Raw genomic sequence first — 23,176 nt, 5'->3', positions numbered from 1 at the left:
TGCGTGGGCTCGAACGCGTCTGTGTTGGCCCCGTAACACAGGCCATTTACCTCCGTCCGCGCATGCTCTAGCTCTCCTCCCATGACCGATACCGCAGCGCCGTCCTACGCCCCCTCCTATGTCGACCCTGCCCGCCCCCCGCGGCGGAAATGGCGGCTCGTCCGGGGCGTGTGGAAGTTCCTCGTGGCGATCAAGGACGCGCTCGTCCTGATCGCGATGCTGTTGTTCTTCGGGCTGATCTTCGCGGCGCTCAACGCGCGGCAGAGCACGACGGCGATCAAGGACGGCGCGCTGGTGCTCGACCTCAATGGCTCGATCGTCGAGCAGCCCGAGGAGCAGGCCGCGTTCGCCGCGCTGTCGGGGCAGAACACGACTCGCCAGTTCCGCCTGCGCGACGTGGTCCGCTCGATCGACACGGCGAGAACCGATGCGCGGGTGAAGGTCGTCGTGCTCGATCTCGACAGCTTCGGTGGCGCCTATCCCGCGGCGCTGGGCGAAGTCGGCGACGCGCTCGCGCGGGTGCGGGCGAGCGGCAAGCCGGTGCTCGCCTATGCGACCGCGTACACCGATGGCGGCTACCGCCTCGCGGCGAATGCGAGCGAGATCTGGGTCAATCCGCTGGGCGGCACGATCTTCATGGGGCCAGGCGGCAACCAGCTCTATTACAAGGGCCTGATCGACAAGCTCGGCGTCAACGCGCACGTCTACCGCGTCGGCCGCTACAAGTCGTTCGTCGAGCCCTACACGCGCGCCGACCAGAGCGAGGACGCCAAGGCGGCGAGCACCGCGCTGTACGGCACGTTGTTCTCGCAGTGGCGCGAGGCCGTCGCCAAGGCACGGCCCAAGGCGCAGATCGCGCAGTTCATGAGCGCGCCCGACAAAGTGATCATCGCCGCGAACGGCAACATCGCGCAGGCCAATCTGCGTGCCGGCATCGTCGACAAGCTCGGCGACCGGACCGCGTTCGGGCGACGCGTCGCGGAGATCGCCGGGTCCGACGACAAGAAGCCGGCGGGCAATTTCAACACGATCAAATACGACGCCTGGGTGAAGGCGAACCCGCTGCCGACGGCAGGCGACGCGATCGGCGTGCTGACGATCGCCGGCGAGATCGTCGACGGCGAGAGCGGCCCCGGCAAGGCGGCGGGCAAGACGATCGAGAAGGCGGTGCTCGACGGGCTTGCCAAGAAGGATCTGAAGGCACTGGTCGTGCGCGTCGATTCGCCGGGCGGCTCGGTGCTGGCGTCGGAGCAGATACGGCTCGCGATCCTGGAGGCCAAGCGGCAGAAGCTGCCGATCGTGGTGTCGATGGGCGGTCTGGCGGCGAGCGGCGGTTACTGGGTGTCTACGCCGGCGGACGTGATCTTCGCCGAGCCCGGCACGATCACCGGATCGATCGGCATCTTCGGCGTGATCCCGACCTTCGAGAACGCACTCGCCAAGATCGGCGTGACCAGCGACGGCGTGAAGACGACGCCGCTGTCGGGCCAGCCCGATATCGTCGGCGGCACCACGCCGATGTTCGACGCGATCGCGCAGGCCGGCATCGAGAATGGCTATCGCGAATTCATCAGCCGCGTCGCCGCGTCGCGGAAGATGACGCCGGCGCGGGTCGACGCGATCGGCCAGGGCCGCGTCTGGGATGGCGGCACCGCACGGCAGATCGGGCTGGTCGACCGGTTCGGAACGCTCAAGGACGCGATCGATGAGGCGGCCAAGCGTGCGAAGCTCGATCCGGCGAAGGTGCACCCCGAGTATCTGGAGAAGAAGCCGGGCTTCCTCGCGACGATCGCGCAGGATTTCAACAAGGACGGCAGCGATGAGGATTCGGGCGGCGGCGATGCATTCGCGCACGTCGCGGCGGATCGTCGCCAGATGCTCGCGCAGGCGGTCGGCGACATGAAGCGGCTGGCGACGTCGGGCTCGATCCAGGCGCGCTGCCTGGAGTGTGGCGGGATGGGGCCGACGACGGCGGGGATCGGCGATGCGAAGCTGCTTGACCTGTTGCTGGCGCGGATCGGCTTCTGATGGTGGCCACTTCGGGCAATGGCGGCGGGATCGTGATCCGGGCCGCGCGGCCCGAGGATGCCGCGCCGATCGCCGCGATCTATGCGCCGCACGTGCTGGTCGGGACGGTATCGTTCGAGACCGTCGCGCCGGATGCACGGCAGATGCGCGCGCGGATGGCGGCGTCGGACGGGCTGTACCCGTGGCTGGTCGCGACGGTCGGGCCCGAAGGCGGCGTGCTGGCGTACGCCTATGCGTCGGCGTTCCACAAGCGCGAGGCTTACCGGTTCGCGTGCGAGACCACGGTGTATGTCGCGGATGCGGCGCAGCGCCAGGGCGCGGGACGGCTGTTGTACGAGGCGCTGATCGATACGCTGCGGGCCCAGGGGTTCACGCAGGCGATCGGGGCGATTGCGTTGCCGAACGATTCGTCGATCAAGCTGCACGAGGCGGTCGGGTTTCGCCGCGCGGGGGTGTATCGCGAAGTGGGGTACAAGAACGGGCAGTGGATCGATGTGGGGCACTGGCAGTGCGAGTTGAACGAGCCTGCGGTGCCGCCGGTCGAGCCGAAGCGGTTTGCGGATGTGGGGGTTGTGCGGGGGTAGGCGCTGTCGTGATTGGCGGTGCGATGCCGGTAGGGCAACCACCCCGGCGGAGGCCGGGGCCCAATTGGTGCGTCCGGAGTAACTCGGCGTAGCGCCCCGTTGGCAATGTTGCCCAATTGGGCCCCGGCCTTCGCCGGGGTGGTTTTGAGTTGGGGATGGATGTGGCGTGGGGCGCCCCTCTCGTTCTCCGGCGAAGGCGGGAACCCAGAGTCCCCGCCTTCGCGGGGACACATGCTTTTAGAGAATGCGGGGTTAGCGACGGCCGCCGTAGGACGGCAGTGCCAAATGGTAGCGGATCGCGGCGGCGCGCAAGGTGAAGCCCGCGCTGGCGGCGATCACCGCGGACCAGGCGTTGGGAACGCCTAGCAGCACCAGCCCGACATAGCTCGCCGCCGCCAGTGCCGCCGCGGTGACGTAAAGCTCCGGGCGCATCAGGATCGAGGGTTCGCCGGCCAGCACATCGCGGATGATGCCGCCGACGCAGGCGGTCATCACGCCCATCAGCGCGGCGGGGACCGGGGGCACGCCGTAGCCGAGCGCCTTGGCCGCGCCGTACACCGCATACGCCGCCAGCCCGACCGCATCAAACCAGCCAAGCGCCTCCTCGCGCCACCAGCGGCCCGGCGTCGTCCAGATCAGCAGCGCCATCACCAGGCATACGCTGGCGGCGCGCGCGTCGCGGATCCAGAACACCGGCGCGCCGATCAGCAGGTCGCGCACCGTGCCGCCGCCGACGCCGGTGATCAGCGCGAAGAAGACGACCGTCACGAAGGTCTGGTCGCGTTTCGCGGCGGCCAGCGCGCCCGAGGCGGCAAACACCGCGAGCCCCGCGATATCGAACCACGGCCCGGTCGCGGGCAGGACGGGCGGGATCAGCGTGTGCGGAAGCATCCCCAGCGACTTAGCGAAACATCGCGGATCGGTAACCCGGCTTTTTCCATAGAGCCCGTCATGTGGCCGATCCGGGGCATTTCCACGCCCACCCCCCGATCGCCGCGGAACCAAACGCATCGATGAACGCGACGTTGTTTTCGGTTCATGCAACTCGCCGTATAGTCACATCGTTACACCACCAGATCAATTCACTAGGGAGTTAAACATGCGTAAGTTCATCCTGGCACTCGGCTGCAGCGCGATGGTCCTGCCGACCGTCCTGATCCCGGTTTCGGCCGCAGACGCCCGCGATCGTCGCGAATGGCGTGGTCGTGACGGCCGCGTCTACTGCAAGAAGTCGAACGGCACGACCGGCACGATCATCGGCGGCGTCGGTGGCGCCCTGCTCGGCCGTACCGTCGACACCCGCGGCGACCGCACGGTCGGCACGCTGGGCGGCGCAGTCCTCGGTGGCCTCGCCGGCCGCGCGATCGACAAGGGCACCAGCAACAACAATCGTCGTTGCCGCTAAAAGAACGCTACTAAAAAAACCGCGCCGCCATTTTGCGGGTGGTGCGTTGAAGACGGGCGTCGTGGGGAACCACGGCGCCTTTTTTCATGTCCCGAAAGGACCCCATCATGACCACACGCAGCGGTTCGGCAAAATATGAAGGTCTCGGCAAGAGCGGCAAGGGCCATGTCTCGACACAGTCGGGCGTGTTGTCCGACAGCCCTTACGGTTTCAACACGCGGTTCGATAACGAGCCCGGCACCAATCCCGAGGAACTGATCGCGGCGGCGCATGCATCGTGCTTCACGATGGCGCTGAGTTTCGCGCTCGCGGGCAAGGGTTACGAGGCAGGCACGCTGGAGACGACCGCGAAGGTGACGCTCGACAAGGACCGCGACGGGTTCAAGATCACCAAGTCGGCGCTGACGCTGAATGCCAAGGTCGACGGCATTTCGAAGGAAGAGTTCGAGGCAATCGCCGCGGATGCCAAGGCGAACTGCCCGGTGTCGAAGGTGCTCGACGCCGAGATCACGCTGGAGCATAATCTTGCCGCCTAAAAGCGCCTGATCTCAGATACCTGTCGGCCGGCTGAATGCGACGTAGTTTGCGGTTCACGCAACCCCCGCATCGGCCGGCCGTTCAGCATGCACAGCATTTGGGAGAGAGATCATGCGTATTGCCATATTGTCGGCAGCCCTTGCCGCCACCGCGTTCGGCGCAATTCCGGTCGGCGCGCAGTCGACCGTCCGGGGCGCCAATCGCGAGTACAACAACGAAGTCCGCGACGCGCAGCGCGACTATCGCCGCGACCTCCGCAATGCGGACTCACGGGGTGACGTGCGTGATGCACGGCGCGAATATCGAGAAGACGTGCGTGACGCACGGCAGGATCGCCGGGGCGATGTTCGCGACATCCGCCAGGACCGCCGCAATGACGGGCGCAACTGGCAACAGTATCGCGGCTACGACTATAACCGCTTCGAGCGGGGTCAGCGTGGCTATCTCGCCGACCGCTATTACCGCGACGGGCGTTATTACCAGGAGCGTCGCCTCGGCCGGAACGACCGCATCTATCGCGGCGGTAACGGACGCTATTATTGCCGTCGCAACGACGGGACGACGGGGCTGATCGTAGGCGGTCTAGCCGGCGGCGCGCTCGGCAACATCATCTCGAGCGGTGGTTCGCAGTTGCTCGGCACGCTGATCGGTGCGGGCGGTGGCGCGGTGCTGGGGTCGTCGATCGACCGGGGCAACGTGCGCTGCCGTTGAGGGCTGACTTATAACCCTCCCCCGCCGGGGGAGTGTTTAGGCATTGAAACGGCCCGGTGGAAACGCCGGGCCGTTTTGCGTCAGATGATGCCGCCGCCGAGGCTCAGGCGGAGCGCGAAGATGATGATCAAGACGATGTTGAGGTTGCGCCCACCGCTGCTCGACGAGAGCGCGCCGACTGCGGCCCCGACGATCCCGATCGGGATGACGAGCCAGTTCATCCAGCCCAGCAGCGGGATGAAGGCGACGAGGCCGAGCACCAGGGTGACGAGGCCGATGAGGATCGAGACGATGTTCAACATCAGCAGAACATGGCGGGTCGGACCGGTTCGGGCAAGACTTGCCGGATCCTTACGATCCTCCCCCGCCAGGGGGAGGTGTCGCCGAAGGTGACGGAGGGGGAGGATGCGGGACACAGGTTGGCGCGTGCCTCCCCCTCCGTCTGGCAAGCGCCAGCCACCTCCCCCTGGCGGGGGAGGATCGGAGGTGAGCGGAAAACGCTTTCTTCACCGTCTTTCGCGCATAGGATGCGGGTAATGACCTTTCCCCTGCGCTCCGCCCTGCTCCTCCCGCTCGCGCTGGCCGCCTGCAACCGGTCCTCGACCGACCAGCAGGATCTCAACAGCCTCGATGCCGAGCTGACCAATGGCGCGGTGCGCGATCCGGCGCTGACGTCGGCGCTGGGCGGGCAGATCATGGTCGACCCTCGGTTGACCCAATCGTCCAACACCGATGCGGTACGGCCACCGACGCGCCCCGAGGGCGGCGCGGTGCCGCCCGAGGGTCCGCTGAAGGCCGATCCGGTCGACCCGAAGACGTTGCAGCGCGCGCCGGCGCCGTCGAACGATTGCCCCGAGTGCAAGACGGCGAACGGCGCGCTGACGCTGGGCGCGCTGGCGGAACGGCAAGGGACGCCGGACGCGGGGGCGTGTGCGCAGAAGATCGGCTATTCGGCGGGGTGGGCGAACCAGTTGCCGGCGGACCTGCCGCTGTATCCGGCGGCGCGGCTGACCGAGGCTGCGGGGGCGGATCGCGACGGGTGTCGCTTACGCGTGGTGAGTTTCGCGAGTGCTGCGCCGATGCAGAAGATGCTCGACTGGTATTTCACGAAGGCGACCGCGGCGGGGTATTCGGCCGGGCACAGCACGGACGGCAAGCAGCATGTGCTGGGCGGGGTTCGGGGGAACGACGCGTATGTGGTGTATGTGACGGCGCGGGCCAGTGGCGGGAGCGATGTCGATATGGTTTCCAACGCCGGGCGGTGAGCTGTTTCCGCGATTCCGTTTACCCAGGCACCACCCCGGCGGAGGCCGGGGCCCAATTGGGGGACGCCGCTAACGGAGCGCAGCGTTCGATTACGCCAGCCTCTCCAATTGGGCCCCGGCCTTCGCCGGGGTGGTGCCGATTGGGGGTCACTCCGCCTGCCCTCTCCTTGTTCTCCCGCGAAGGCGGGAGTCCAGGCTGGGTTCCCGCCTTCGCGGGGAAACAAATAGCTCCCGCGAGGGTGCATAGCCCCCTCCCAACCGCACCTTTCCGTTTTCCCCGATTCACGCTAGGGCGCGGGGATGCTTCCCCTTCTCTACGTCATGGTCGGTGGTGCGGTCGGTTCCGGCGCGCGCTATCTGGCGGGTAGCGCGACGACCGCGCTGCTCGGGCCGGACTATCCCTTCGGGACGCTGGCGGTGAACATCGTCGGCGGGTTGCTGATGGGCGTGCTGGTCGGCGTGCTGGCGCGGAACGACGCGTCGGAGCACTGGCGCCTGCTGCTCGCGGTTGGCGTGCTTGGGGGATTTACGACCTTTTCGGCGTTCTCGCTGGAGGTCGTCACGATGATCGAACGCGGCGCATTCGGCGTCGCGTTCGGGTATGTTTTGGTGTCGGTGATCGGTTCGGTCGCCGCGTTGTTCGCGGGTCTCTCCGCAGTAAGGGCCGTCGCATGACTGCGGGCAAAAGCGATAGCGATATGGGTTTCCGCGAGTTCAACGTCGGGTTCGACGATGACGGCATCCGGCTCGATCGGTGGTTCAAGCGGCATCTGCCCGAGACGAGCTACACGACGGTGGCGATGTGGGCGCGCACCGGGCAGCTCCGCGTCGACGGCGCGCGCGCGACCCCGGGCGACCGGATCGCCGCGGGCCAGATGCTCCGCGTGCCACCGCCCGAAGCCGACAAAGCCACCGCCGACGTCGACAAGCCCAAGCGCGTCCGCGAACGCGTGATCCTGTCGGACGAAGAAACCGAACTCGCGCAAGGCATGGTCATCCACAAGGATTTCCAAGCGTTCGTGCTGAACAAGCCGCCGGGTCTGGCAACGCAGGGCGGGACCAAGACGACGCAGCATGTCGACGGGCTGCTCGATGCGCTCCAGTACGACAATGAGGGGCGTCCGAAGCTGGTCCACCGGCTCGACAAGGATACGTCCGGCGCACTGCTGGTGGCGCGGACGTCGCGTGCGGCGGCATTCTTTGCGAAGGCGTTTTCGGGGCGGACCGCGCGGAAAGTCTATTGGGCGCTGGTGGTCGACGTGCCGTCGATCGAGGACGGCATGATCGAGCTGCCGATCGCGAAGCAGCCCGGCACCGGCGGCGAGAAGATGCACGTCGACGAAGCCGAGGGCGCGCCTGCCCGCACCCGCTACCGCGTGATCGAGCTTGCCGGCAACCGCGCGGCGTGGGTCGAGTTGCAGCCGTTCACCGGCCGCACGCACCAGTTGCGCGTGCACATGGCGGCGATCGGGCATCCGATCGTTGGCGACGGCAAGTACGGCGGCGCAGCGGCGTTCCTGACCGGCGGGATCTCGCGGAAGATGCATCTGCATGCGCGGCGGATCAAGGTGGATCATCCCGATGGCGGGTCGATCGACGTGACCGCCGAGCTGCCGACGCATTTCGCCGAGAGCCTGAAGCAGTTGGGCTTCGAGGAGAAGCTGGGCGATGACCTGGTGCTCGACGAGAAGACCGCGCCGACGCGCGAGCAGATGAAGTCGCGGGCGAAGGCGCATGCGAAGTCTGTTCGGAAAGAGCGCAAGGGTGAGCGGCGTGGGCGTGGGGTTGTCGAGGAGAAGAAGCCGGGCGCCAAGCCGGGTGCGCCCAGGACGGGTGCGCCGAAGACGGGGGGCCCCAGGACGGGGGCCGGGTCGAAGTTCGGCGCACCGCGGAGTGGACCTCGGGTTGAAGGCGCCAAGCCGGCCGGGCGGGGTCGTCCGGGTGGTGCCGGGAAGCCTGGGCCGCGGAGTGGTCCTGGGACCCGGTGATCTGAGGCCTGCCGGCTGACGCGTGCCCTCGCCCTTCCCACGGCCAAGCGGCCGCGGGCCCCTTCCCTCTCCCCCGAGGGGAGAGGGAGAGCGACGATGGATAAGGTAAGGGTTTAAACGCATGCACCACCCCGGCGGAGGCCGGGGCCCAATTGGGAAGGTCGGCATAATGGAGCGCTTTCCTCCGTTAGCGACGTCCCCCAATTGGGCCCCGGCCTTCGCCGGGGTGGATTGGTTGGACGCAGCTTATCAGCACAGGCTGTTCCCCCGCGAAGGCGGGGGTCCAGGAGTCAGGGGCGCTGTCGGTACTTAGCTGGGCCCCCGCGTCCGCGGGGGAACATGGGTGGTGCGGTTGCGCTAACGCTTTGCATCTAGCTCACGGCCACGGCTCATGCCTCATGGCTCCCAGCCCCTAGCCCCCGGTTTGACGTTCCCCTTCCGCACCCCATGATCTACGACGCCACCCATGTGTTTCCGGAAAACTCCATGACCCGTCTTGCCGTGTTCGATTGCGACGGAACGCTCGTCGACAGCCAGGCGAATATCTGCGTCGCGTGCGAGCGCGCGTTCGAGGGCGCCAAACTGATCCCGCCGCCGCGCGCGGACATTCGGCGGATCGTGGGCTTGAGCCTCGTTGAGGCGATGCAGGTCTTGTTGCCGCAAGCGGACGAGGCGCTGCACCGGTCGCTCGCCACCGACTACAAGAACGCGTTCCATGCGATGCGGGCGAGTGGCGAGTTGGCCGACGAACCGCTGTTCGACGGGATCGCCGAGGTCCTCGGGACGCTGGCCGACGACGGCTGGCTGCTCGGCGTGGCGACGGGCAAGTCCGATCGGGGCCTCGCGCATATCCTCGCGGCGCACGGGATCACCGAGCGGTTCGTGACGCTGCAGACCGCGGACCGGCATCCGTCGAAGCCCGATCCGGCGATGCTGCTCGCGGCGATCGCCGAGGCGGGCGCGAGCGCGGAGACGACCGCGATGATCGGGGACACGAGCTTCGACATGGCGATGGCGCGCGCGGCAGGTGTGCGCGCGGTCGGAGTTGCTTGGGGGTATCACGACGTGCACGAGCTTTCCGACGCAGGTGCGGATGTCGTTGCGACCGCGATGCCGGACCTGCTGCACATGGTGGCGCGGCCATGACCGAGGCAGACAAATTGGCGCAACGGCGCTGGATGGTGCTCGTCGGGATCCGGCTGGCAGGCGTGGCCGGGGCATTGCTCGGGCTGATTTTGGTGGCGCGCGCGCATGACTTTGCACCGAAAATCCTGGGCGTAGCGATCGTATTGTCGGCGCTGGTGATGATCGGACTCGTCCCGCGCAGCCTGGCACATCGCTGGCGGACGCTCGAATGAATGGAATGGGCGCATGAAGCGGTTCTGGAAAGAGGTCGCGATCGATGCCGACCGGGTGGTGACGCTCGACCGCAAGCCGGTGCGGACGCCCGGGCGGCGGCCGCTGGCGTTGCCGAGCGATGCGCTGGCCGAGGCGGTCGCGGAGGAATGGCGCGCGGTCGGCGAGACGATCGATCCGCGGACGATGCCGCTGACCGGGCTCGCCAATGCAGCGACCGATCCGATCGCTAACGATCCGACGCAGTTCGCCGCGCGGCTGGCGGCGTATGGCGAGAGCGACCTGCTCTGTTACCGCGCCGACGGCCCGCCGCCGCTGGTCGAGCGGCAGGCGGCGACGTGGGATCCGCTGCTGGCCTGGGCGCGGGGTCGGTATGACGTGACGTTCGCGGTAACCACCGGCGTTATGCACGTCGCACAACCCGACGCGACGATCGCGCGGCTTTATGAAGCGGTCGCAGCGTATGACAATTTTCGGCTGGCCGGATTGTCGCCGGTGGTGACGCTGACCGGGTCACTGGTGATCGGGCTGGCGCTGATCGAGGGCGAAATCGATGCCGACACGGCTTGGGGCGCGGCGGGGATCGACGAGGACTGGTCGGTCGAGATGTGGGGCGAGGACTGGCAGGCGACTCAGTTGCGCGAATTGAAGCGCAAGGAGTTCGGAGTCGGGGTAGAGTTTCTGGGGCTGCTTCAGCTTTAGGAGCTTACCCAACCCCTCCAAGTCCGTCACCCCAGCGAAAGCTGGGGTATCCCGATTGGCGAGTGCTGCGACCCGGATCGGGGAGATCCCAGCTTTTGCTGGGATGACGGTTGGAAGGACTAACGGGTCAGGCGACGGATGAAGCCGATGAGGCCGGTCTGGCGCGAGCGTTTCAGGCGTTCCGCGGCCAGGATCGTCTTCACGCCACGGATGCAGCTGTCGACGTCGTCGTTGACCAGCACGTAGTCGTAACCGTCCCAGTGACTCACCTCGTTGGCCGCGCGCGACATGCGGGCCTCGATCACTTCGGTCGAATCGGTGCCGCGGCTGGTGAGTCTCCGGTGGAGCTCTTCCATCGACGGCGGGAAGATGAAGACGCGGACGACGTCGCCGCCGGCTATCTGGAACAGCTGTTGCGCGCCCTGCCAGTCGATGTCGAACAGCACATCCTTGCCGGCGGCGAGCATCTCCTCGACCTGCGCGCGCGGGGTACCGTAGCGGTGGTTGAAGACGTGCGCCCATTCGAGGAACTCGTCCTTCGCGACCATGTCGCGAAAGCCCTCTAGGTCGGTGAAATGGTAATCCTTGCCGTCGACTTCGCCGGGTCGCATCGACCGGGTTGTTACCGAGACCGACATCTCCAGCTCGTGCTCGTCCGCGAGCAATCTGCGCGCAATGGTCGACTTGCCGGCACCGGATGGCGAGGACAGGACGAACAGGACTCCGCGGCGACGGAAACCATGCGGGTCGGACGGAAGTGTGTGGGGCATGCGCGCCCTTGCCGCGGACTGCGCATGGGCGTCAACCCATGCGCAGTCCGCGCGTGTCATTCTAAAGGCGGATCAGTAGCCCGTCTTGCGCGCCTTGTTGCGGTCATACGCCTTCTTGGCCGCGTAGCCGCCGCCGAGGATCATGCCGAGCGGGCCCATGCGGCGCATCAGGCCCATCGCCACCACGCCCTTCACTGCGCCAGAGGCGCCGCCCGAGCCGTTGCGACGACCCATCTCGCGGCCGACCAATGCGCTGATAATACGTCCGATCATGATTTCACCTCTCCGAAAACCTGGTCCTTGAGTTCCGCTGCACCGCGCAGCACTGCCCAGCCGATCGCGTAGGTCACGGCCATGGGCACGACGATCTTGAGTACGTTGGCGGTGATCGCACCGATGATCGCGCCGTCCGCGTTGCCGTCGTCGCCGCTGAGCGAGTCGATGCCTGCGCCGATCAGCGCGCCTATGGTCGTTGCGCCCACGTAATTTCTCCTGTCCGTGTGGCGGGTTAGCGCGCGAAAGGCGTTTGGGTTCCCGACCTGACTAAACCCCCACCCCGTCATCCTGACGAGAGCGAGTGCGGGGATGTCAGCGGCCGAGCATCGATTCGGGTTTGACGACTCGGTCGAAGGTTTCCGCGTCGACTAGGCCGAGGGCGAGCCCGGCTTCCTTGAGGGTCAGGCCTTCGGCATGCGCGTATTTAGCGATCTTCGCGGCGGCGTCGTAGCCAATCTCGGGGGCGAGCGCGGTCACCAGCATCAGCGAGCTGTCGAGCAGTTCGGCGATGCGGCCGCGGTTCGGTTCGATACCGTCGACGCAGCGCTCCGCGAACCCTTCCATTGCGGTCGCGAGCAGGTCGATCGAGCGGAGCACGTTGGCGCCGATCAACGGCTTGAACACGTTCAGCTCGAGATCGCCCTGCATTCCGCCGACGGTGACCGCGACGTGGTTCCCCATCACCTGTCCGGCGACCATCGTCAGCATCTCGCACTGGGTGGGATTGACCTTGCCCGGCATGATCGAACTGCCGGGCTCGTTCGCGGGCAGATCGATCTCGCCGAAGCCGCAGCGCGGGCCCGAGCCGAGCAGGCGGATGTCGTTGGCGATCTTGGTCAACGCGACGGCAAGCGTGTTGAGCGTGCCCGACAGGTGGACGAGCGGGTCGTTCGACGCGAGCGCTTCGAAGCTGTTCTCGGCGGGCATGAACGGATGGCCGGTGATCTCGGACAGCGTGCGGCAGAAGTCCTCGGCGAACCCCTTGGGCGCGTTCAGGCCGGTGCCGACCGCGGTGCCGCCTTGTGCCAGCCGGTTGGTGCCGTGACTGATGCCCGGCTCGATACGGCGACCGCAGCGATAGACCTGGTTCGCGTACGCCGAGAATTCCTGGCCGAGCGTCAGCGGCGTCGCATCCTGGAGGTGGGTGCGGCCGATCTTGACGATGCCGTCCCACGCGTCGGCCTTGGCTTGCAGCGAATCCTTCAGCCGGTCGAGCGCGGGAAAAAGTCGGCGCGTGGCGGCGAGCGAGGCGGCGATGTGGAGCGCGGTGGGGAAGCTGTCGTTGGAGGACTGGCTCATGTTGACGTGGTCGTTAGGATGGACGGGCGACTTGCCGCCGCGGGTGCCGGTGAGGACTTCGTTGGCGCGGCCGGCGATGACCTCGTTGACGTTCATGTTCGACTGCGTGCCGCTGCCGGTCTGCCAGATGACGAGCGGGAACTGGTCGTCGAGCTTGCCGTCGATGACTTCCTGCGCGGCGGAGTCGATGGCTTGGGCGATCTTTTCGTCGAGGCCGTGGGCGCGGTTCACGCGGGCGGCGGCCTGTTTGACGAGGGCGAGCGCGTGGACGATCTCGATCGGCATGCGTTCGCGGGTGGCGAAGGGGAAGTTCTCGATCGAGCGCTCGGTCTGCGCGCCCCAATAGGCGTCGGCGGGGACTTCGATCGGGCCGATCGTGTCGGTTTCTGTGCGGGTCTGGGTCATGCGGGGTCAACCTTCCGTAGCGTGCTCGGGATCCCTCGCCCCTTCGGGGAGAGGGAGGGAGGAGCCGCAGGCGACGGAAGGGTGAGGGGCTTTGGGGAAAGCTGCCCTCGCCTCACTCCCCTCTCCCTTCCCACCCAAGGGCGGCGGGCCCGTTCCCTCTCCCCGTAGGGGCGAGGGAGTTTGGTTACTTTTTCCGCTTGAAATCCACCGCGACGACGTTCGAGCCATCTTCGATCGGGACCGCGGTAGGGCCGTCGTTCTCCGCTTCGTCATGGTCGCCGAGTGCGTCTTCCGCACCCTCCTGCGCCTGGAAGCGGAGCTCGAAGCTGACCGCAGGATCCTGGAACGCGGTGATCGCCGAGTACGGGATCACCAGCTTCGACGGGACTTGGTTGAAGCTGAGCCCGATCGAGAAGCGCTCGTCGTCGACGATCAAGTCCCAATACCGGTTCTGCATGACGATCGTCATCTCGTCCGGGAAACGCTCGATCAGCCGCTTGGGGATGTCGACGCCGGGCGCCTGCGTCTTGAAGGTGATGTAGAAATGATGCTCGCCGGGAAGCCCGCCGGCCTCAGCGACGGAGCCGAGCACGCGGCCGACGACGGCACGCAGGGCTTCTTGCACGATCTCGTCGTACGGAATCAGGCTATCGGGCAGTCCATCGGTCATTCCCCTTGGGTAGCGTCATTCGATTGGCGGTCAAGATTGCATGCGTCGTGGCGCACGTTATGGGAGGTGGCATGCGCACCGCCACGATTACCCGCTCCACCGCCGAGACGGCGATCGACGTCACCGTGAACCTCGATGGGACCGGCGTGTACGACGTCGAGACCGGGGTCGGTTTCTTCGATCACATGCTCGAACAATTGTCGCGCCACTCGCTGATCGACCTCCGCGTGCGGACCAAGGGCGATCTGCATATCGACGAGCATCACACGGTGGAGGACACCGGCATCGCGATCGGGCAGGCATTCGCGCAGGCGCTCGGCGACAAGCGCGGTATCGTGCGGTACGGCGATGCGCTCTCGCCGATGGACGAGACGCTCACGCGGGTGGCTCTGGATATTTCCGGGCGGCCCTGGCTGGTGTGGAAGGATCTGTTTTCGCAGAAGCGCTTGGGCGGCATGGATACGGAAATGTTCGAGCATTTCTTCCACAGCTTCGCGCAGGCGGCCGGCATCACGCTGCACGTCGAGACGCTGTACGGGTCGAACAACCACCACATCGCCGAGGCGGCGTTCAAGGGTGTTGCGCGGGCGCTCCGGACGGCGATCGAGATCGATCCGCGCAAGGCCGATGCGATCCCGTCGACCAAGGGGATCCTCTGATGCTCCCCTCCCGCTTGCGGGAGGGGTCGGGGGAAGGCCTGGCCTCGATCGTCGGCGCCCCGAAGTCCGTCACCCCAGCGGAAGCTGGGGTATCCCCGTTACGACGAGACCCCAGCTTCCGCTGGGGTGACGGACTTCTTGTTCCTGGTCGCGGAGACACCGCATGACGCTAGCGCTGATCGATTACGGCGCGGGGAATTTGCACTCGGTCGAGAACGCGCTGCGGACGGCGGGGTGTGTCGATCTGGTCGTTACGTCGGACGCCGATGTGGTCGCCAAGGCCGAGCGGATCGTGCTGCCGGGCGTTGGCGCGTATGGCGCGTGTGCGGCGGCGTTGCGTGCGGTGCCGGGGATGGTCGAGGCGCTGAACCGACGGGTTCGCGACGAGGGCACGCCGTTTCTCGGGATCTGCGTCGGCATGCAGTTGATGGCCGAGGCCGGCGAGGAGATGGGAACGCATGCCGGACTCGGCTGGGTGCCCGGGCGCGTGCGGCGGTTGGAACCGGGTACGATGGAGGCCAAGGTGCCGCATATGGGCTGGAACGACGTCGTTCCGTCCGTCGCGCACCCGCTGATCGAGCCAGGCGAGGCGTATTTCCTGCATAGCTTTGCCTTTGAGGGCGCCGACGTGCTCGCGACGACCGACCATGCTGGCGCGGTCACCGCGGCGATCGGTCGCGACACGATGATCGGCGTGCAGTTTCATCCTGAGAAAAGCCAGCGCTACGGCCTGGCATTGCTCGAACGTTTCCTGGAGTGGCGGCCGTGAGCCTGATTATCTTTCCCGCGATCGACCTCAAGGCGGGTCAGGTGGTGCGTCTCGCCGAGGGCGATATGGACCGCGCGACCGTGTACGGCGACGATCCGGCGGCGCAGGCGATGCTGTTCGCCGAGGCTGGCGCGGAGCATCTGCATGTGGTCGATCTCGACGGCGCGTTCGCGGGGGCTTCGGTCAATGGCGACGCGGTGCGGTCGATTGTGGCGCAGTTTCCGGGGCATGTGCAGCTTGGCGGCGGGATCCGGACGCGGGCCAGCGTTGAGGGCTGGTTCGATCTGGGCGTGTCGCGCGTCGTGATCGGGACGGCGGCGCTGGAGGATCCGGAATTCGTGCGGGGCGTGGCGAGGGATTTTCCGGGCGGGATCGTCGTGGCGGTCGACGCGAAGGACGGGATGGTCGCGACCAAGGGTTGGGCGGATGTTTCGACGACGACCGCGGTCGATCTCGCGCGGCGGTTCGAGGATGCGGGGGTGGCGTCGTTGCTGTTCACCGATGTCGGGCGCGACGGGATGCTGAAGGGGTGCAACGTCGACGCTACCGTCGACCTGGCGCGGGCGGTGGACATTCCGGTGATCGCCAGCGGTGGCGTGAAGGGGATCGCCGAGATTCACGTGCTGGCTTTGCATGTGCGGGACGGGGTCGAGGGCGTGATTACCGGGCGGGCGTTGTACGACGGCCGGCTCGATCTTGCGGCGGCGTTGAGTGTGGCGAAGGCAGCAGGATGATTCACGCGGAGACGCGGAGACGCGGAGGAAGCGAGAGCTGTTCGCGCAGAGACGCAGAGAGCGCGGAGGCAGTGCGCGGCAGCATTCACTGTTTCCTCACTGGCGACAGAAATCCGCCCGCCCCGCCGCGCCCCTTCTTCTCTGCGTCCTCTGCGCCTCTGCGCGAAAAATTCTTAGCGGCTTTGCCGCGTCTCCGCGTCTCCGCGTCTCCGCGTGAACCAATTCTTCGGCGCGTCGCATGACGGTTCGTGCGCGCGTGATCCCGTGTCTCGATGTCGCCGATGGCCGCGTCGTGAAGGGCGTGAACTTCGTCGAGTTGCGTGATGCGGGCGATCCGGTCGAGCAGGCGCGGGCGTACGATGCGGCCGGGGCGGACGAGTTGTGCTTCCTCGATATCGGGGCGAGCCATGAAGGCCGCGGGACCATCCTCGACGTGGTGCGGCGTACGGCGGCGGTGTGTTTCATGCCTTTGACGGTCGGTGGCGGTGTGCGGACGGCGGACGATGCGCGCGCGCTGTTGCTGGCGGGAGCGGACAAGGTGGCGGTCAATTCGGCGGCGGTCGAGCGGCCGGAACTGGTCGCGGATATCGCCGAGCGGTTCGGCAGCCAGTGCTGTGTCGCGTCGGTCGATGCGCGCAGGTCCGGCGAGGGCTGGGAAGTGTTCACGCATGGCGGCCGGCGCGCGACCGGAATCGATGCGATCGCGCATGCCTTGAAGCTCGCCGAGCTTGGCGCTGGCGAGCTGCTCGTCACGTCGATGGACCGCGACGGGACTCGCAGCGGCTACGACCTTGAGCTGATCCGGGCGATTTCGGACCGGGTGAGCGTGCCCGTCGTTGCGAGCGGCGGGGTCGGCGGGCTCGACGATCTGGTGGCGGGTATCCGCGACGGGCATGCGAGCGCGGTGCTGGCGGCGTCGATCTTTCACTTCGGGCAGGCGTCGATCGGCGACGCGCATGCCGCGCTGGCCGCGGCGGGGATCCCGGTGCGGACGCCGGTTCGCGCGGCCTGACGGGCGTGTCGGCGCTCGCCATACTCGCGGTCGAATCAGGGCATAGCGGCGTCGCGCATCCGCCAACCGGGTTGGCGATGTCGGACGTCGTGCTGTTCGTGTTCGCGGCGATCGGCGTTTGGCTGGTGCGCCGGGCTTTGCGCAAGCGGTTCATCGAGGCCCGTCGACGCAACCTGGCCGAACGTGAAGCAGCGGGTCCACCCAAGAAGGATTGACCCGCCTGCCCTGCTGCGTCAGCACGCCGCGGATGGCAGACCCTGTATTCGACCGCCTCGAAGCGACCATCCGCGCGCGCCGCGATGCGCCCGCCGACACCAGCTATACCGCCACCCTGTTCGCCAAGGGCCGACCGAAGATCGCGCAGAAACTGGGCGAGGAAGCCGTCGAGACGGTGATCGCCGCGTGCTCGGGCGACGAGACGAGCATCGTGCCGGAAGCGGCGGATCTGATGTTCCACCTCGCCGTGTTGCTGGCGGATGCGGGGCTGAGTCTGGACGATGTGCGTGCCGAGTTGGAACGGCGCGAGGGTGTCGGCGGGCTGGTCGAGAAGGCGGGTCGAGCGGGCTGACTTGACCCCCTTCCGCTTGCGGGAGGGGTCGGGGGAGGGCATGACGCTCACGCTCCGCCGGGATCGGGAAGGCAAGCCCCTCCCCTAACCCCTCCCGCAAGCGGAAGGGGGATTTATGCCGATCGACGCCACCCAGCCCTATGACGACCAGAACATCTTCGCGAAGATCCTGCGCGGCGAGATCCCGTCGAAGCGCGTCTACGAGGACGACTTCGCGATCGCGTTCCACGACATCAACCCGCAGGCGCCGACGCACCTGCTCGTGATCCCCAAGGGTGCGTACGTGTCGTGGGACGATTTCTCGGCGCGGGCGCCCGATGCCGAGATCGCCGGGTTCATCCGCGCGGTCGGTACCGTGGCGCGCGCCGCCGGGCTGGTCGAGCCGGGCTATCGCCTGCTCGCCAACATCGGCCGGGACGGGCACCAGGAGGTGCCGCACCTGCACGTTCATGTCTTCGGCGGCCGCCCGCTCGGGCCGATGCTCGCGCAATAGCGCAGCTTTCCGCCACTAAAGGATTGCACGTAATAAAATTGCCATTAGGCTCGCCGGCTTGAGCAAGGGGGCCATGTTGACCCGGCCCTCGTCATCCCCGGGGGGTACCGAATTGATTTTTGGTCGCGTAAAATCGCTGGACGCCATTCTGGCGACGGCGGAGAAGAAATCGCTCCACCGATCGCTGGGTGCGTTCCAGCTTACCCTGTTCGGCATCGGCTGCGTGATCGGAACAGGTATCTTCGCCCTAACGGCCGCAGGCGCTCAAAAGGCCGGGCCGGGCTTGATGCTGGCCTTTGCCATCGCTGGCGCGATCTGCATCGTAGCAGCGCTATGCTATGCAGAAATCGCGTCGATGATCCCTGTCGCCGGTTCTGCCTACACCTATACCTATGCGGTCATGGGCGAATTGCTGGCGTGGACGGTCGGCTGGGCCCTCGTCCTCGAATATGCCGTCGCTGCTTCCGCCGTGGCGGTGACGTGGTCGGACTATTTCCAGGGGACGGTGCTACGAGAATTTCTCGGCATACATCTGCCGACATGGCTCGGTGCCGGTCCGCTCGCGCTGGGCGGCTCGCCAGGCGGATTCGTCAATCTGCCCGCGATCGTCATCGCGATGGGCATCACGGCCTTGCTGATCGTCGGCACCACCGAGAGCGCACGGCTGAACACCGTGCTGGTCGCGATCAAGGTGACCGCGCTGACCGCGTTCATCATCCTTACGCTGCCCGTCGTCGATACTGCCCGCTTTAATCCCTTCCTGCCTGCGGGTGTGTTCGGGGGGTTCGGCACAGGGGTAGGCGCGGTGGGCGCTGCAGCGACGATTTTCTTCGCCTATGTCGGCTTCGACGCAGTCTCGACCGCAGCGGAGGAAACGAAGAACCCGCAGCGCAATGTACCGATCGGACTGATCGCCTCGTTACTATTCTGCACGGTCTTCTACATACTCGTCGCGGCGGGTGCGATCGGCACGATCGGTGGCCAGCCGATCATGGGACCGAACGGCATCCCCTTCCCCGCCGGATCCGAGGAACTCGCCCGTCAGTGCGCGTTGCCGCAATATGGCGAGGCGCTGGTCTGCTCGAAAGAGGCGTTGGCGCATGTCCTGCGCGTGATCGGATTTAGTACGGTCGGGAACATGTTGGGTATCGCCGCCTTCGTGGCACTACCTTCGGTCATCCTCGTCTTGATGTTCGGCCAGACGCGAATTTTCTTCGTCATGAGCCGTGACGGACTGCTGCCGGAAGTGCTCAGCCGAGTTCATCCGCGCTTCAAGACGCCACATATCGTTACCGCGATTACCGGTACGGCGGTGGCCCTCGCTGCGGCATTCCTACCCGTCGGGCAACTGGCCGACATCGCCAATGCCGGTACGCTTTACGCCTTCATGATGGTGGCGATCGCGGTGCTGATCCTACGGCGCACCGAACCCGACCGGAAGCGCGCGTTCCGAACGCCTGCGATCTGGCTGGTAGCCCCAGCAACGATCGCTGGCTGCGTCTTTCTGTTCTTCAACCTGCCATCCGCGGCGATGCTGGTTCTGCCGCTATGGGGCGCGGCCGGCTTGGTGCTCTATTTCCTTTATGGTCGCCGCATGAGCTATCTCGGTCGTGGGATGACGGATGGTGGCGAAGACATCGACATAATACCGCCGGGCTCGCACTGAGGCCGGACGCGAAAAGGGCCGCGGGAGGAAACTCCCGCGGCCCTTTTTTTGTGCCTCGTGTCCATGCGTGTTCTCCCGCGAAGGCGGGAGCCCATGCTGGGTCCCCGCCTTCGCGGGGAAACAAGCTTACGTCAGCCGATGTGCTTGCCGGCGAGCGCCTTCATGTCGACCATCGGGCGGGCGCCGACATGGCTGATGATCTCGGCCGCGCAGACCGCGCCGAGTTTCAGCGACGCGTGCAGGTCGTAGCCCTGCGCCTGGCCGTGGAGGAAGCCCGCCGCGAACAGGTCGCCGGCGCCGGTGGTGTCGACGACCTTGGCGATCGGCTCGGCCTTCACCTCGGCGCGGTTGCCGTTCTGGAGCGCGCAGGCGCCGTGCTCGCCGCGGGTGACGACCAAAGTCGGGACCTGTGCCGAGATCTTGGCGACTGCTGCGTCGAAGTCGTCCGTCTCGGCGAGCGCGGCGAGTTCGCTCTCGTTGGCGAACAGGATGTCGATCAGGCCGTCGCTCAGCAACTGGCGGAAATCGCCGCCGTGGCGCGAGATGCAGAACACGTCGCTGAGCGTGAACGCGACCTTCCGCCCCGCATCGCGTGCGCAATCGATCGCGGCGCGCATCGCGGCGCGCGGCTCTTCGGGATCCCAGAGATAGCCTTCGAGATACAGGATCGCGCTGTCGGCGATCATCGCGGTGTCGATTGCGGCGGCGGGGAGGAACTGCCCTGCGCCGAGGAAGGTGTTCATCGTGCGCTGGCCGTCGGGCGTCACGAAGATCAGGCAGCGGCCGGTGGTCGGGTCGCCGGGACGGACCGGGGTGGCGAACTCGATGCCGATGCTGCGGACGTCATGCGCGAAGACCTGGCCGAGCTGGTCGTCGGCGACCTGGCCGATGAACCCGCATTTGCCGCCGAGCGCGGCGATGCCGGCGACGGTGTTGGCGGCCGAACCACCGGAGATTTCCATGCCCGGGCCCATCTTGGCGTAGAGCGCGTCGGCTTCTTCCGAGGAGAACATGAGCTGCATCGAGCCCTTGGCGACGCCGATCTCCGCGATGAACGCGTCGTCGGCGGTAGCAAGGATGTCGACGATGGCATTGCCGATCGCGACGACGTCGTAGGTTGGGTTGGGCAAGGGGCGCACTCCGGGCGGGCGGGAAAACGCTTGCCGTAAATGGCGGGGGGGATTGGTGCAACTGGTGTGGGGGGCACGTGCGGACGCGGCCAACGCCATCGAGACCGTTGGAACAGATGTCGTCTGCCGTCTAGCTACCACCCCGGCGGAGGCCGGGGCCCAATTGGAAAGGTGGTAGTAACGGAGCGCCGCGTCACGTCATCGGCGTCCCCCAATTGGGCCCCGGCCTCCGCCGGGGTGGTGGTCTTGGTTGCTATGTTCCGCGATCTACTCAATTCCAGCGGTCACGGCGTTCACTTCTGTACAGCAGGTGGTGGTCGATCCAGGCGCCCGTTGCAGCCACATCGCCCGTTCTGTTCCCTCGCGAACGCGGGGGTCCAGGGTCTCGGGCAGTGTGCTTGGTTCAGATGGGCCCCCGCATCCGCGGGGGGACGGGTCATGCGTTCTTTCAAAGATCGCGCTTTCAGAAAATCGCGCTTCAGAAATCGCGCGCACCTTCCAAAATCCCGGAGCTTCGTTGACCTTGCGCCGCCCCCGCGTCATCCCGTCCACATGATCCGCGCCCTCCTCCTCTCGCTCCGGCAGCTCACCGATCCACCCGTACTCCGCGTGTTCGTGAAGTCGATGGCGGTGACGTTGTTTGTGTTCGCCGTAGCGGGCGTCGGTGTGTGGTGGGGCACGCAGGCCGCACTGGCCGCGTGGCTCGGCTGGCATGCCGACGGGCTCGCCGCGGCGTTCGCGCTGTTCGTCACGATCCTCGCATTGTGGCTGCTGTTTCGCGCCGTCGCGATTGCGGTCGTCGGGATCTTCGCGGACGAGGTCGTCGAAGCCGTCGAATCGCGGCATTACCCCGACGCGCTGAAGACCGCGCGACCGGTGCCGTTCGCGCGCAGCCTCGCGACGGGCCTCCGCTCCGCCGCCCGCGTCGTGCTCGTCAACCTGCTGATGCTGCCGGTTTACATCGCGCTGCTCGTCACCGGTGTCGGCACCGCCGCGGCGTTCTTCGTCGTCAATGGCTGGCTGCTCGGGCGCGATCTCGGCGACATGGTGGCGGCGCGGCATATGGACGCCGCGGCGATGCGGGGCTGGCGTGCGACGACCAAAGGGGGCCGGTTCATGCTGGGGCTTGCGAACACCGGGCTGTTCGTGGTTCCGATCCTCAACATCGCCGCGCCCATGCTGGGCGCCGCGATGGCGACGCATTATTTCCACAGCCAGTATCTTCGCAAGGGCCGAGCATGACGCGATTGACGACGATAGGGATCGCGCTGGCTCTTAGCGCTGGCCTCGCCGGTTGTGCGGCCCCGGTCGCCAAGCCCGCGGTCGGCCGCCCCGCAATCCCCTATACGAGCGTCGGCCTGGAACGCGTGCTGGGCCAGGATGCCGCTGCACTGACCAGGTTGTTCGGCCAACCCGACGCCGACGTCCGTGAAGGCAATGCCCGCAAACTCCAGTTCCAGAGCGGGATCTGCGTGCTCGATGCGTATCTGTATCCCAAGGGATCGGACGCCCCCCGCGTCACCTATCTCGACGCGCGCGAGCCCGACGGCAGCACGATCGACCGGGCCAGTTGCGTGGCGGCACTGACGCGACGCGAAGGGGGCCGTTAGCAGCGGCTTGGGCGGCTGAGGGTCCCGCTCCAACGCGTCTATTTCGACGACAGCTTGCTCAATCCCGGTTGGAAGGATTGCGGTTCGCTCGGGCGCAAACTGCTATTGTCGGCGCTCGCGTCGAACAGATGATCCAGCATGGCGGCCATGGCAGCCTGCCCCTTGGCCGTTATCCCGATATGAACGCGACGATGATCGACCGGGTCGGGATGGCGGATCAGTAACGCCGCCTGCTGGAGACGATCGATCCGTCGCATCGCGCTGGCGGCGCTTTCCCCCGACATCAGGATCAGGTCCTTGACGTGCAACCGCTCGCCGGTGCCGACGGCGATGAACAGGTCGATCATCATGTCCCACGCGGGATCGACCAGCAGATCGTGCGGGAGGAACGCGCTCATCGTCGCGCGCAGCCGGCGAGCTTGGCGCGCGCGCGCGAGGAGCGCTGGCGAGATCGGGACGATGCCGGCGGCCCTGTCGCGCCGCGTTGCCAGATCGACGGCACCATCCGAACGCGGCGAATTCATGACTCAACGCTCCCA

Annotated in this window: 30 protein-coding genes; 21 read left to right on the top strand and 9 right to left on the bottom strand. The window is 66.7% G+C overall.

The annotated features are described in order from the left end of the window. The first annotated feature begins 81 nt into the window (after positions 1 to 81). Together sppA and SPHN_RS08105 are read left to right on the top strand one after the other, a co-directional pair. Positions 82 to 2,028 carry a signal peptide peptidase SppA gene (gene sppA, locus SPHN_RS08110; RefSeq protein ID WP_248522636.1) on the top strand — a complete coding sequence of 649 codons (1,947 nt, stop codon included), beginning with the start codon at positions 82 to 84 and terminating at the stop codon, positions 2,026 to 2,028. Continuing rightward, entirely contained in the window at positions 2,028 to 2,612 is a 585-nt protein-coding gene (locus tag SPHN_RS08105) for a GNAT family N-acetyltransferase (RefSeq protein ID WP_248522635.1), read from the top strand. Before sppA ends, SPHN_RS08105 begins: the two co-directional genes overlap by 1 nt. A gap of 252 nt (positions 2,613 to 2,864) precedes the next feature. Here the strand turns inward: SPHN_RS08105 and SPHN_RS08100 are convergent, their stop codons facing one another. Continuing rightward, positions 2,865 to 3,503 carry a trimeric intracellular cation channel family protein gene (locus SPHN_RS08100; protein ID WP_187503526.1) on the bottom strand — a complete coding sequence of 213 codons (639 nt, stop codon included), beginning with the start codon at positions 3,501 to 3,503 and terminating at the stop codon, positions 2,865 to 2,867. Positions 3,504 to 3,711: 208 nt separating this feature from the next. Here SPHN_RS08100 and SPHN_RS08095 point away from each other — a divergent pair, with 208 nt between their 5' ends. The 3 genes from SPHN_RS08095 (at position 3,712) to SPHN_RS08085 (ending at position 5,265) form a co-directional block, all read left to right on the top strand. Further along, complete coding sequence (locus SPHN_RS08095) at positions 3,712 to 4,017, top strand: glycine zipper 2TM domain-containing protein (RefSeq protein ID WP_131583811.1); 306 nt, start codon at positions 3,712 to 3,714, stop codon at positions 4,015 to 4,017. A gap of 107 nt (positions 4,018 to 4,124) precedes the next feature. Next, the gene (locus SPHN_RS08090) at positions 4,125 to 4,553 is read left to right on the top strand and encodes an OsmC family protein (RefSeq protein WP_248522634.1); all 429 of its coding nucleotides are present in this window, start codon (positions 4,125 to 4,127) and stop codon (positions 4,551 to 4,553) included. 112 nt (positions 4,554 to 4,665) lie between these two features. Beyond that, a complete protein-coding gene (locus SPHN_RS08085; RefSeq protein ID WP_248522633.1) occupies positions 4,666 to 5,265 on the top strand; it encodes a glycine zipper 2TM domain-containing protein in 600 nt (199 codons plus the stop codon). Between the two features lie 80 nt (positions 5,266 to 5,345). Here SPHN_RS08085 and SPHN_RS08080 read toward each other — a convergent pair whose 3' ends face one another. Next, positions 5,346 to 5,567 (bottom strand): hypothetical protein, encoded by a 222-nt coding sequence (locus tag SPHN_RS08080; protein WP_056052052.1) that lies wholly within the window; start codon positions 5,565 to 5,567, stop codon positions 5,346 to 5,348. A gap of 234 nt (positions 5,568 to 5,801) precedes the next feature. Between SPHN_RS08080 and SPHN_RS08075 the strand changes: the two genes are divergently transcribed. The 6 genes from SPHN_RS08075 (at position 5,802) to SPHN_RS08050 (ending at position 10,576) form a co-directional block, all read left to right on the top strand. After that, entirely contained in the window at positions 5,802 to 6,530 is a 729-nt protein-coding gene (locus SPHN_RS08075) for a hypothetical protein (RefSeq protein WP_248522632.1), read from the top strand. A 300-nt stretch (positions 6,531 to 6,830) separates the two neighbouring features. Next, on the top strand, positions 6,831 to 7,205 hold the full coding sequence (gene crcB, locus SPHN_RS08070; RefSeq protein ID WP_248522631.1) for a fluoride efflux transporter CrcB: 375 nt from the start codon (positions 6,831 to 6,833) through the stop codon (positions 7,203 to 7,205). Further along, entirely contained in the window at positions 7,202 to 8,518 is a 1,317-nt protein-coding gene (locus tag SPHN_RS08065; RefSeq protein WP_248522630.1) for an RluA family pseudouridine synthase, read from the top strand. The genes crcB and SPHN_RS08065 overlap by 4 nt, the downstream gene beginning before the upstream one ends. Before the next feature lie 486 nt (positions 8,519 to 9,004). Further along, complete coding sequence (locus tag SPHN_RS08060; RefSeq protein WP_248522629.1) at positions 9,005 to 9,664, top strand: HAD-IA family hydrolase; 660 nt, start codon at positions 9,005 to 9,007, stop codon at positions 9,662 to 9,664. After that, positions 9,661 to 9,876: a hypothetical protein gene (locus SPHN_RS08055; RefSeq protein WP_248522628.1), complete on the top strand. Its 216-nt coding sequence runs from the start codon at positions 9,661 to 9,663 to the stop codon at positions 9,874 to 9,876. Before SPHN_RS08060 ends, SPHN_RS08055 begins: the two co-directional genes overlap by 4 nt. Before the next feature lie 13 nt (positions 9,877 to 9,889). Further along, positions 9,890 to 10,576, top strand: a complete 687-nt coding sequence (locus SPHN_RS08050) for an ATP12 family chaperone protein (RefSeq protein WP_248522627.1) — start codon at positions 9,890 to 9,892, stop codon at positions 10,574 to 10,576. A gap of 119 nt (positions 10,577 to 10,695) precedes the next feature. On the opposite strand, the gene gmk is transcribed toward SPHN_RS08050, so the two are convergent. The 5 genes from gmk to SPHN_RS08025 all read right to left on the bottom strand — a co-directional run bounded on the left by gmk (position 10,696) and on the right by SPHN_RS08025 (position 13,996). Then, positions 10,696 to 11,346: a guanylate kinase gene (gene gmk / locus SPHN_RS08045; protein ID WP_248522626.1), complete on the bottom strand. Its 651-nt coding sequence runs from the start codon at positions 11,344 to 11,346 to the stop codon at positions 10,696 to 10,698. A 72-nt stretch (positions 11,347 to 11,418) separates the two neighbouring features. Continuing rightward, complete coding sequence (locus SPHN_RS08040; RefSeq protein ID WP_128453992.1) at positions 11,419 to 11,619, bottom strand: hypothetical protein; 201 nt, start codon at positions 11,617 to 11,619, stop codon at positions 11,419 to 11,421. Beyond that, positions 11,616 to 11,828: a hypothetical protein gene (locus SPHN_RS08035; RefSeq protein ID WP_248522625.1), complete on the bottom strand. Its 213-nt coding sequence runs from the start codon at positions 11,826 to 11,828 to the stop codon at positions 11,616 to 11,618. The genes SPHN_RS08040 and SPHN_RS08035 overlap by 4 nt, the downstream gene beginning before the upstream one ends. Positions 11,829 to 11,934: 106 nt before the next feature. Then, positions 11,935 to 13,326 (bottom strand): class II fumarate hydratase, encoded by a 1,392-nt coding sequence (fumC, locus tag SPHN_RS08030; protein ID WP_248522624.1) that lies wholly within the window; start codon positions 13,324 to 13,326, stop codon positions 11,935 to 11,937. A gap of 184 nt (positions 13,327 to 13,510) precedes the next feature. Further along, positions 13,511 to 13,996, bottom strand: coding sequence for an SspB family protein (locus SPHN_RS08025; RefSeq protein WP_056489744.1), 486 nt, complete (start codon positions 13,994 to 13,996; stop codon positions 13,511 to 13,513). Positions 13,997 to 14,067: 71 nt separating this feature from the next. Here SPHN_RS08025 and hisB point away from each other — a divergent pair, with 71 nt between their 5' ends. From hisB to SPHN_RS07985, 8 genes are all read left to right on the top strand, one after another. Next, a complete protein-coding gene (gene hisB / locus SPHN_RS08020; RefSeq protein WP_248522623.1) occupies positions 14,068 to 14,655 on the top strand; it encodes an imidazoleglycerol-phosphate dehydratase HisB in 588 nt (195 codons plus the stop codon). 163 nt (positions 14,656 to 14,818) lie between these two features. Then, positions 14,819 to 15,424, top strand: coding sequence for an imidazole glycerol phosphate synthase subunit HisH (gene hisH, locus SPHN_RS08015; RefSeq protein WP_248522622.1), 606 nt, complete (start codon positions 14,819 to 14,821; stop codon positions 15,422 to 15,424). Continuing rightward, positions 15,421 to 16,158: a 1-(5-phosphoribosyl)-5-[(5-phosphoribosylamino)methylideneamino]imidazole-4-carboxamide isomerase gene (gene hisA, locus SPHN_RS08010; protein WP_248522621.1), complete on the top strand. Its 738-nt coding sequence runs from the start codon at positions 15,421 to 15,423 to the stop codon at positions 16,156 to 16,158. The genes hisH and hisA overlap by 4 nt, the downstream gene beginning before the upstream one ends. A 238-nt stretch (positions 16,159 to 16,396) precedes the next feature. Further along, the gene (gene hisF, locus SPHN_RS08005; RefSeq protein WP_248522620.1) at positions 16,397 to 17,170 is read left to right on the top strand and encodes an imidazole glycerol phosphate synthase subunit HisF; all 774 of its coding nucleotides are present in this window, start codon (positions 16,397 to 16,399) and stop codon (positions 17,168 to 17,170) included. 5 nt (positions 17,171 to 17,175) lie between these two features. After that, entirely contained in the window at positions 17,176 to 17,385 is a 210-nt protein-coding gene (locus tag SPHN_RS08000) for a hypothetical protein (protein ID WP_248522619.1), read from the top strand. A 32-nt stretch (positions 17,386 to 17,417) separates the two neighbouring features. Next, positions 17,418 to 17,738 (top strand): phosphoribosyl-ATP diphosphatase, encoded by a 321-nt coding sequence (locus tag SPHN_RS07995; RefSeq protein ID WP_248522618.1) that lies wholly within the window; start codon positions 17,418 to 17,420, stop codon positions 17,736 to 17,738. Between the two features lie 115 nt (positions 17,739 to 17,853). Further along, complete coding sequence (locus SPHN_RS07990) at positions 17,854 to 18,231, top strand: histidine triad nucleotide-binding protein (protein ID WP_187504988.1); 378 nt, start codon at positions 17,854 to 17,856, stop codon at positions 18,229 to 18,231. Between the two features lie 112 nt (positions 18,232 to 18,343). After that, positions 18,344 to 19,897: an amino acid permease gene (locus SPHN_RS07985; protein ID WP_248522617.1), complete on the top strand. Its 1,554-nt coding sequence runs from the start codon at positions 18,344 to 18,346 to the stop codon at positions 19,895 to 19,897. 131 nt (positions 19,898 to 20,028) lie between these two features. Here the strand turns inward: SPHN_RS07985 and SPHN_RS07980 are convergent, their stop codons facing one another. Beyond that, positions 20,029 to 21,027, bottom strand: a complete 999-nt coding sequence (locus tag SPHN_RS07980; RefSeq protein ID WP_248522616.1) for an adenosine kinase — start codon at positions 21,025 to 21,027, stop codon at positions 20,029 to 20,031. A gap of 552 nt (positions 21,028 to 21,579) precedes the next feature. Between SPHN_RS07980 and SPHN_RS07975 the strand changes: the two genes are divergently transcribed. Next, positions 21,580 to 22,269 (top strand): EI24 domain-containing protein, encoded by a 690-nt coding sequence (locus SPHN_RS07975; RefSeq protein WP_248522615.1) that lies wholly within the window; start codon positions 21,580 to 21,582, stop codon positions 22,267 to 22,269. Then, positions 22,266 to 22,637: a hypothetical protein gene (locus SPHN_RS07970; protein WP_248522614.1), complete on the top strand. Its 372-nt coding sequence runs from the start codon at positions 22,266 to 22,268 to the stop codon at positions 22,635 to 22,637. The genes SPHN_RS07975 and SPHN_RS07970 overlap by 4 nt, the downstream gene beginning before the upstream one ends. A 38-nt stretch (positions 22,638 to 22,675) precedes the next feature. On the opposite strand, the gene SPHN_RS07965 is transcribed toward SPHN_RS07970, so the two are convergent. After that, positions 22,676 to 23,161, bottom strand: coding sequence for a MarR family winged helix-turn-helix transcriptional regulator (locus SPHN_RS07965; protein ID WP_248522613.1), 486 nt, complete (start codon positions 23,159 to 23,161; stop codon positions 22,676 to 22,678). Positions 23,162 to 23,176 lie beyond the last annotated feature (15 nt).

This window comes from Sphingomonas faeni (assembly GCF_023195535.1).
Taxonomy (GTDB): Bacteria; Pseudomonadota; Alphaproteobacteria; order Sphingomonadales; family Sphingomonadaceae; genus Sphingomonas; species Sphingomonas faeni_B.
The sequence above is the reverse complement of the archived record's forward strand: the minus strand, read 5'-3'. Positions and strand labels throughout refer to the sequence as shown.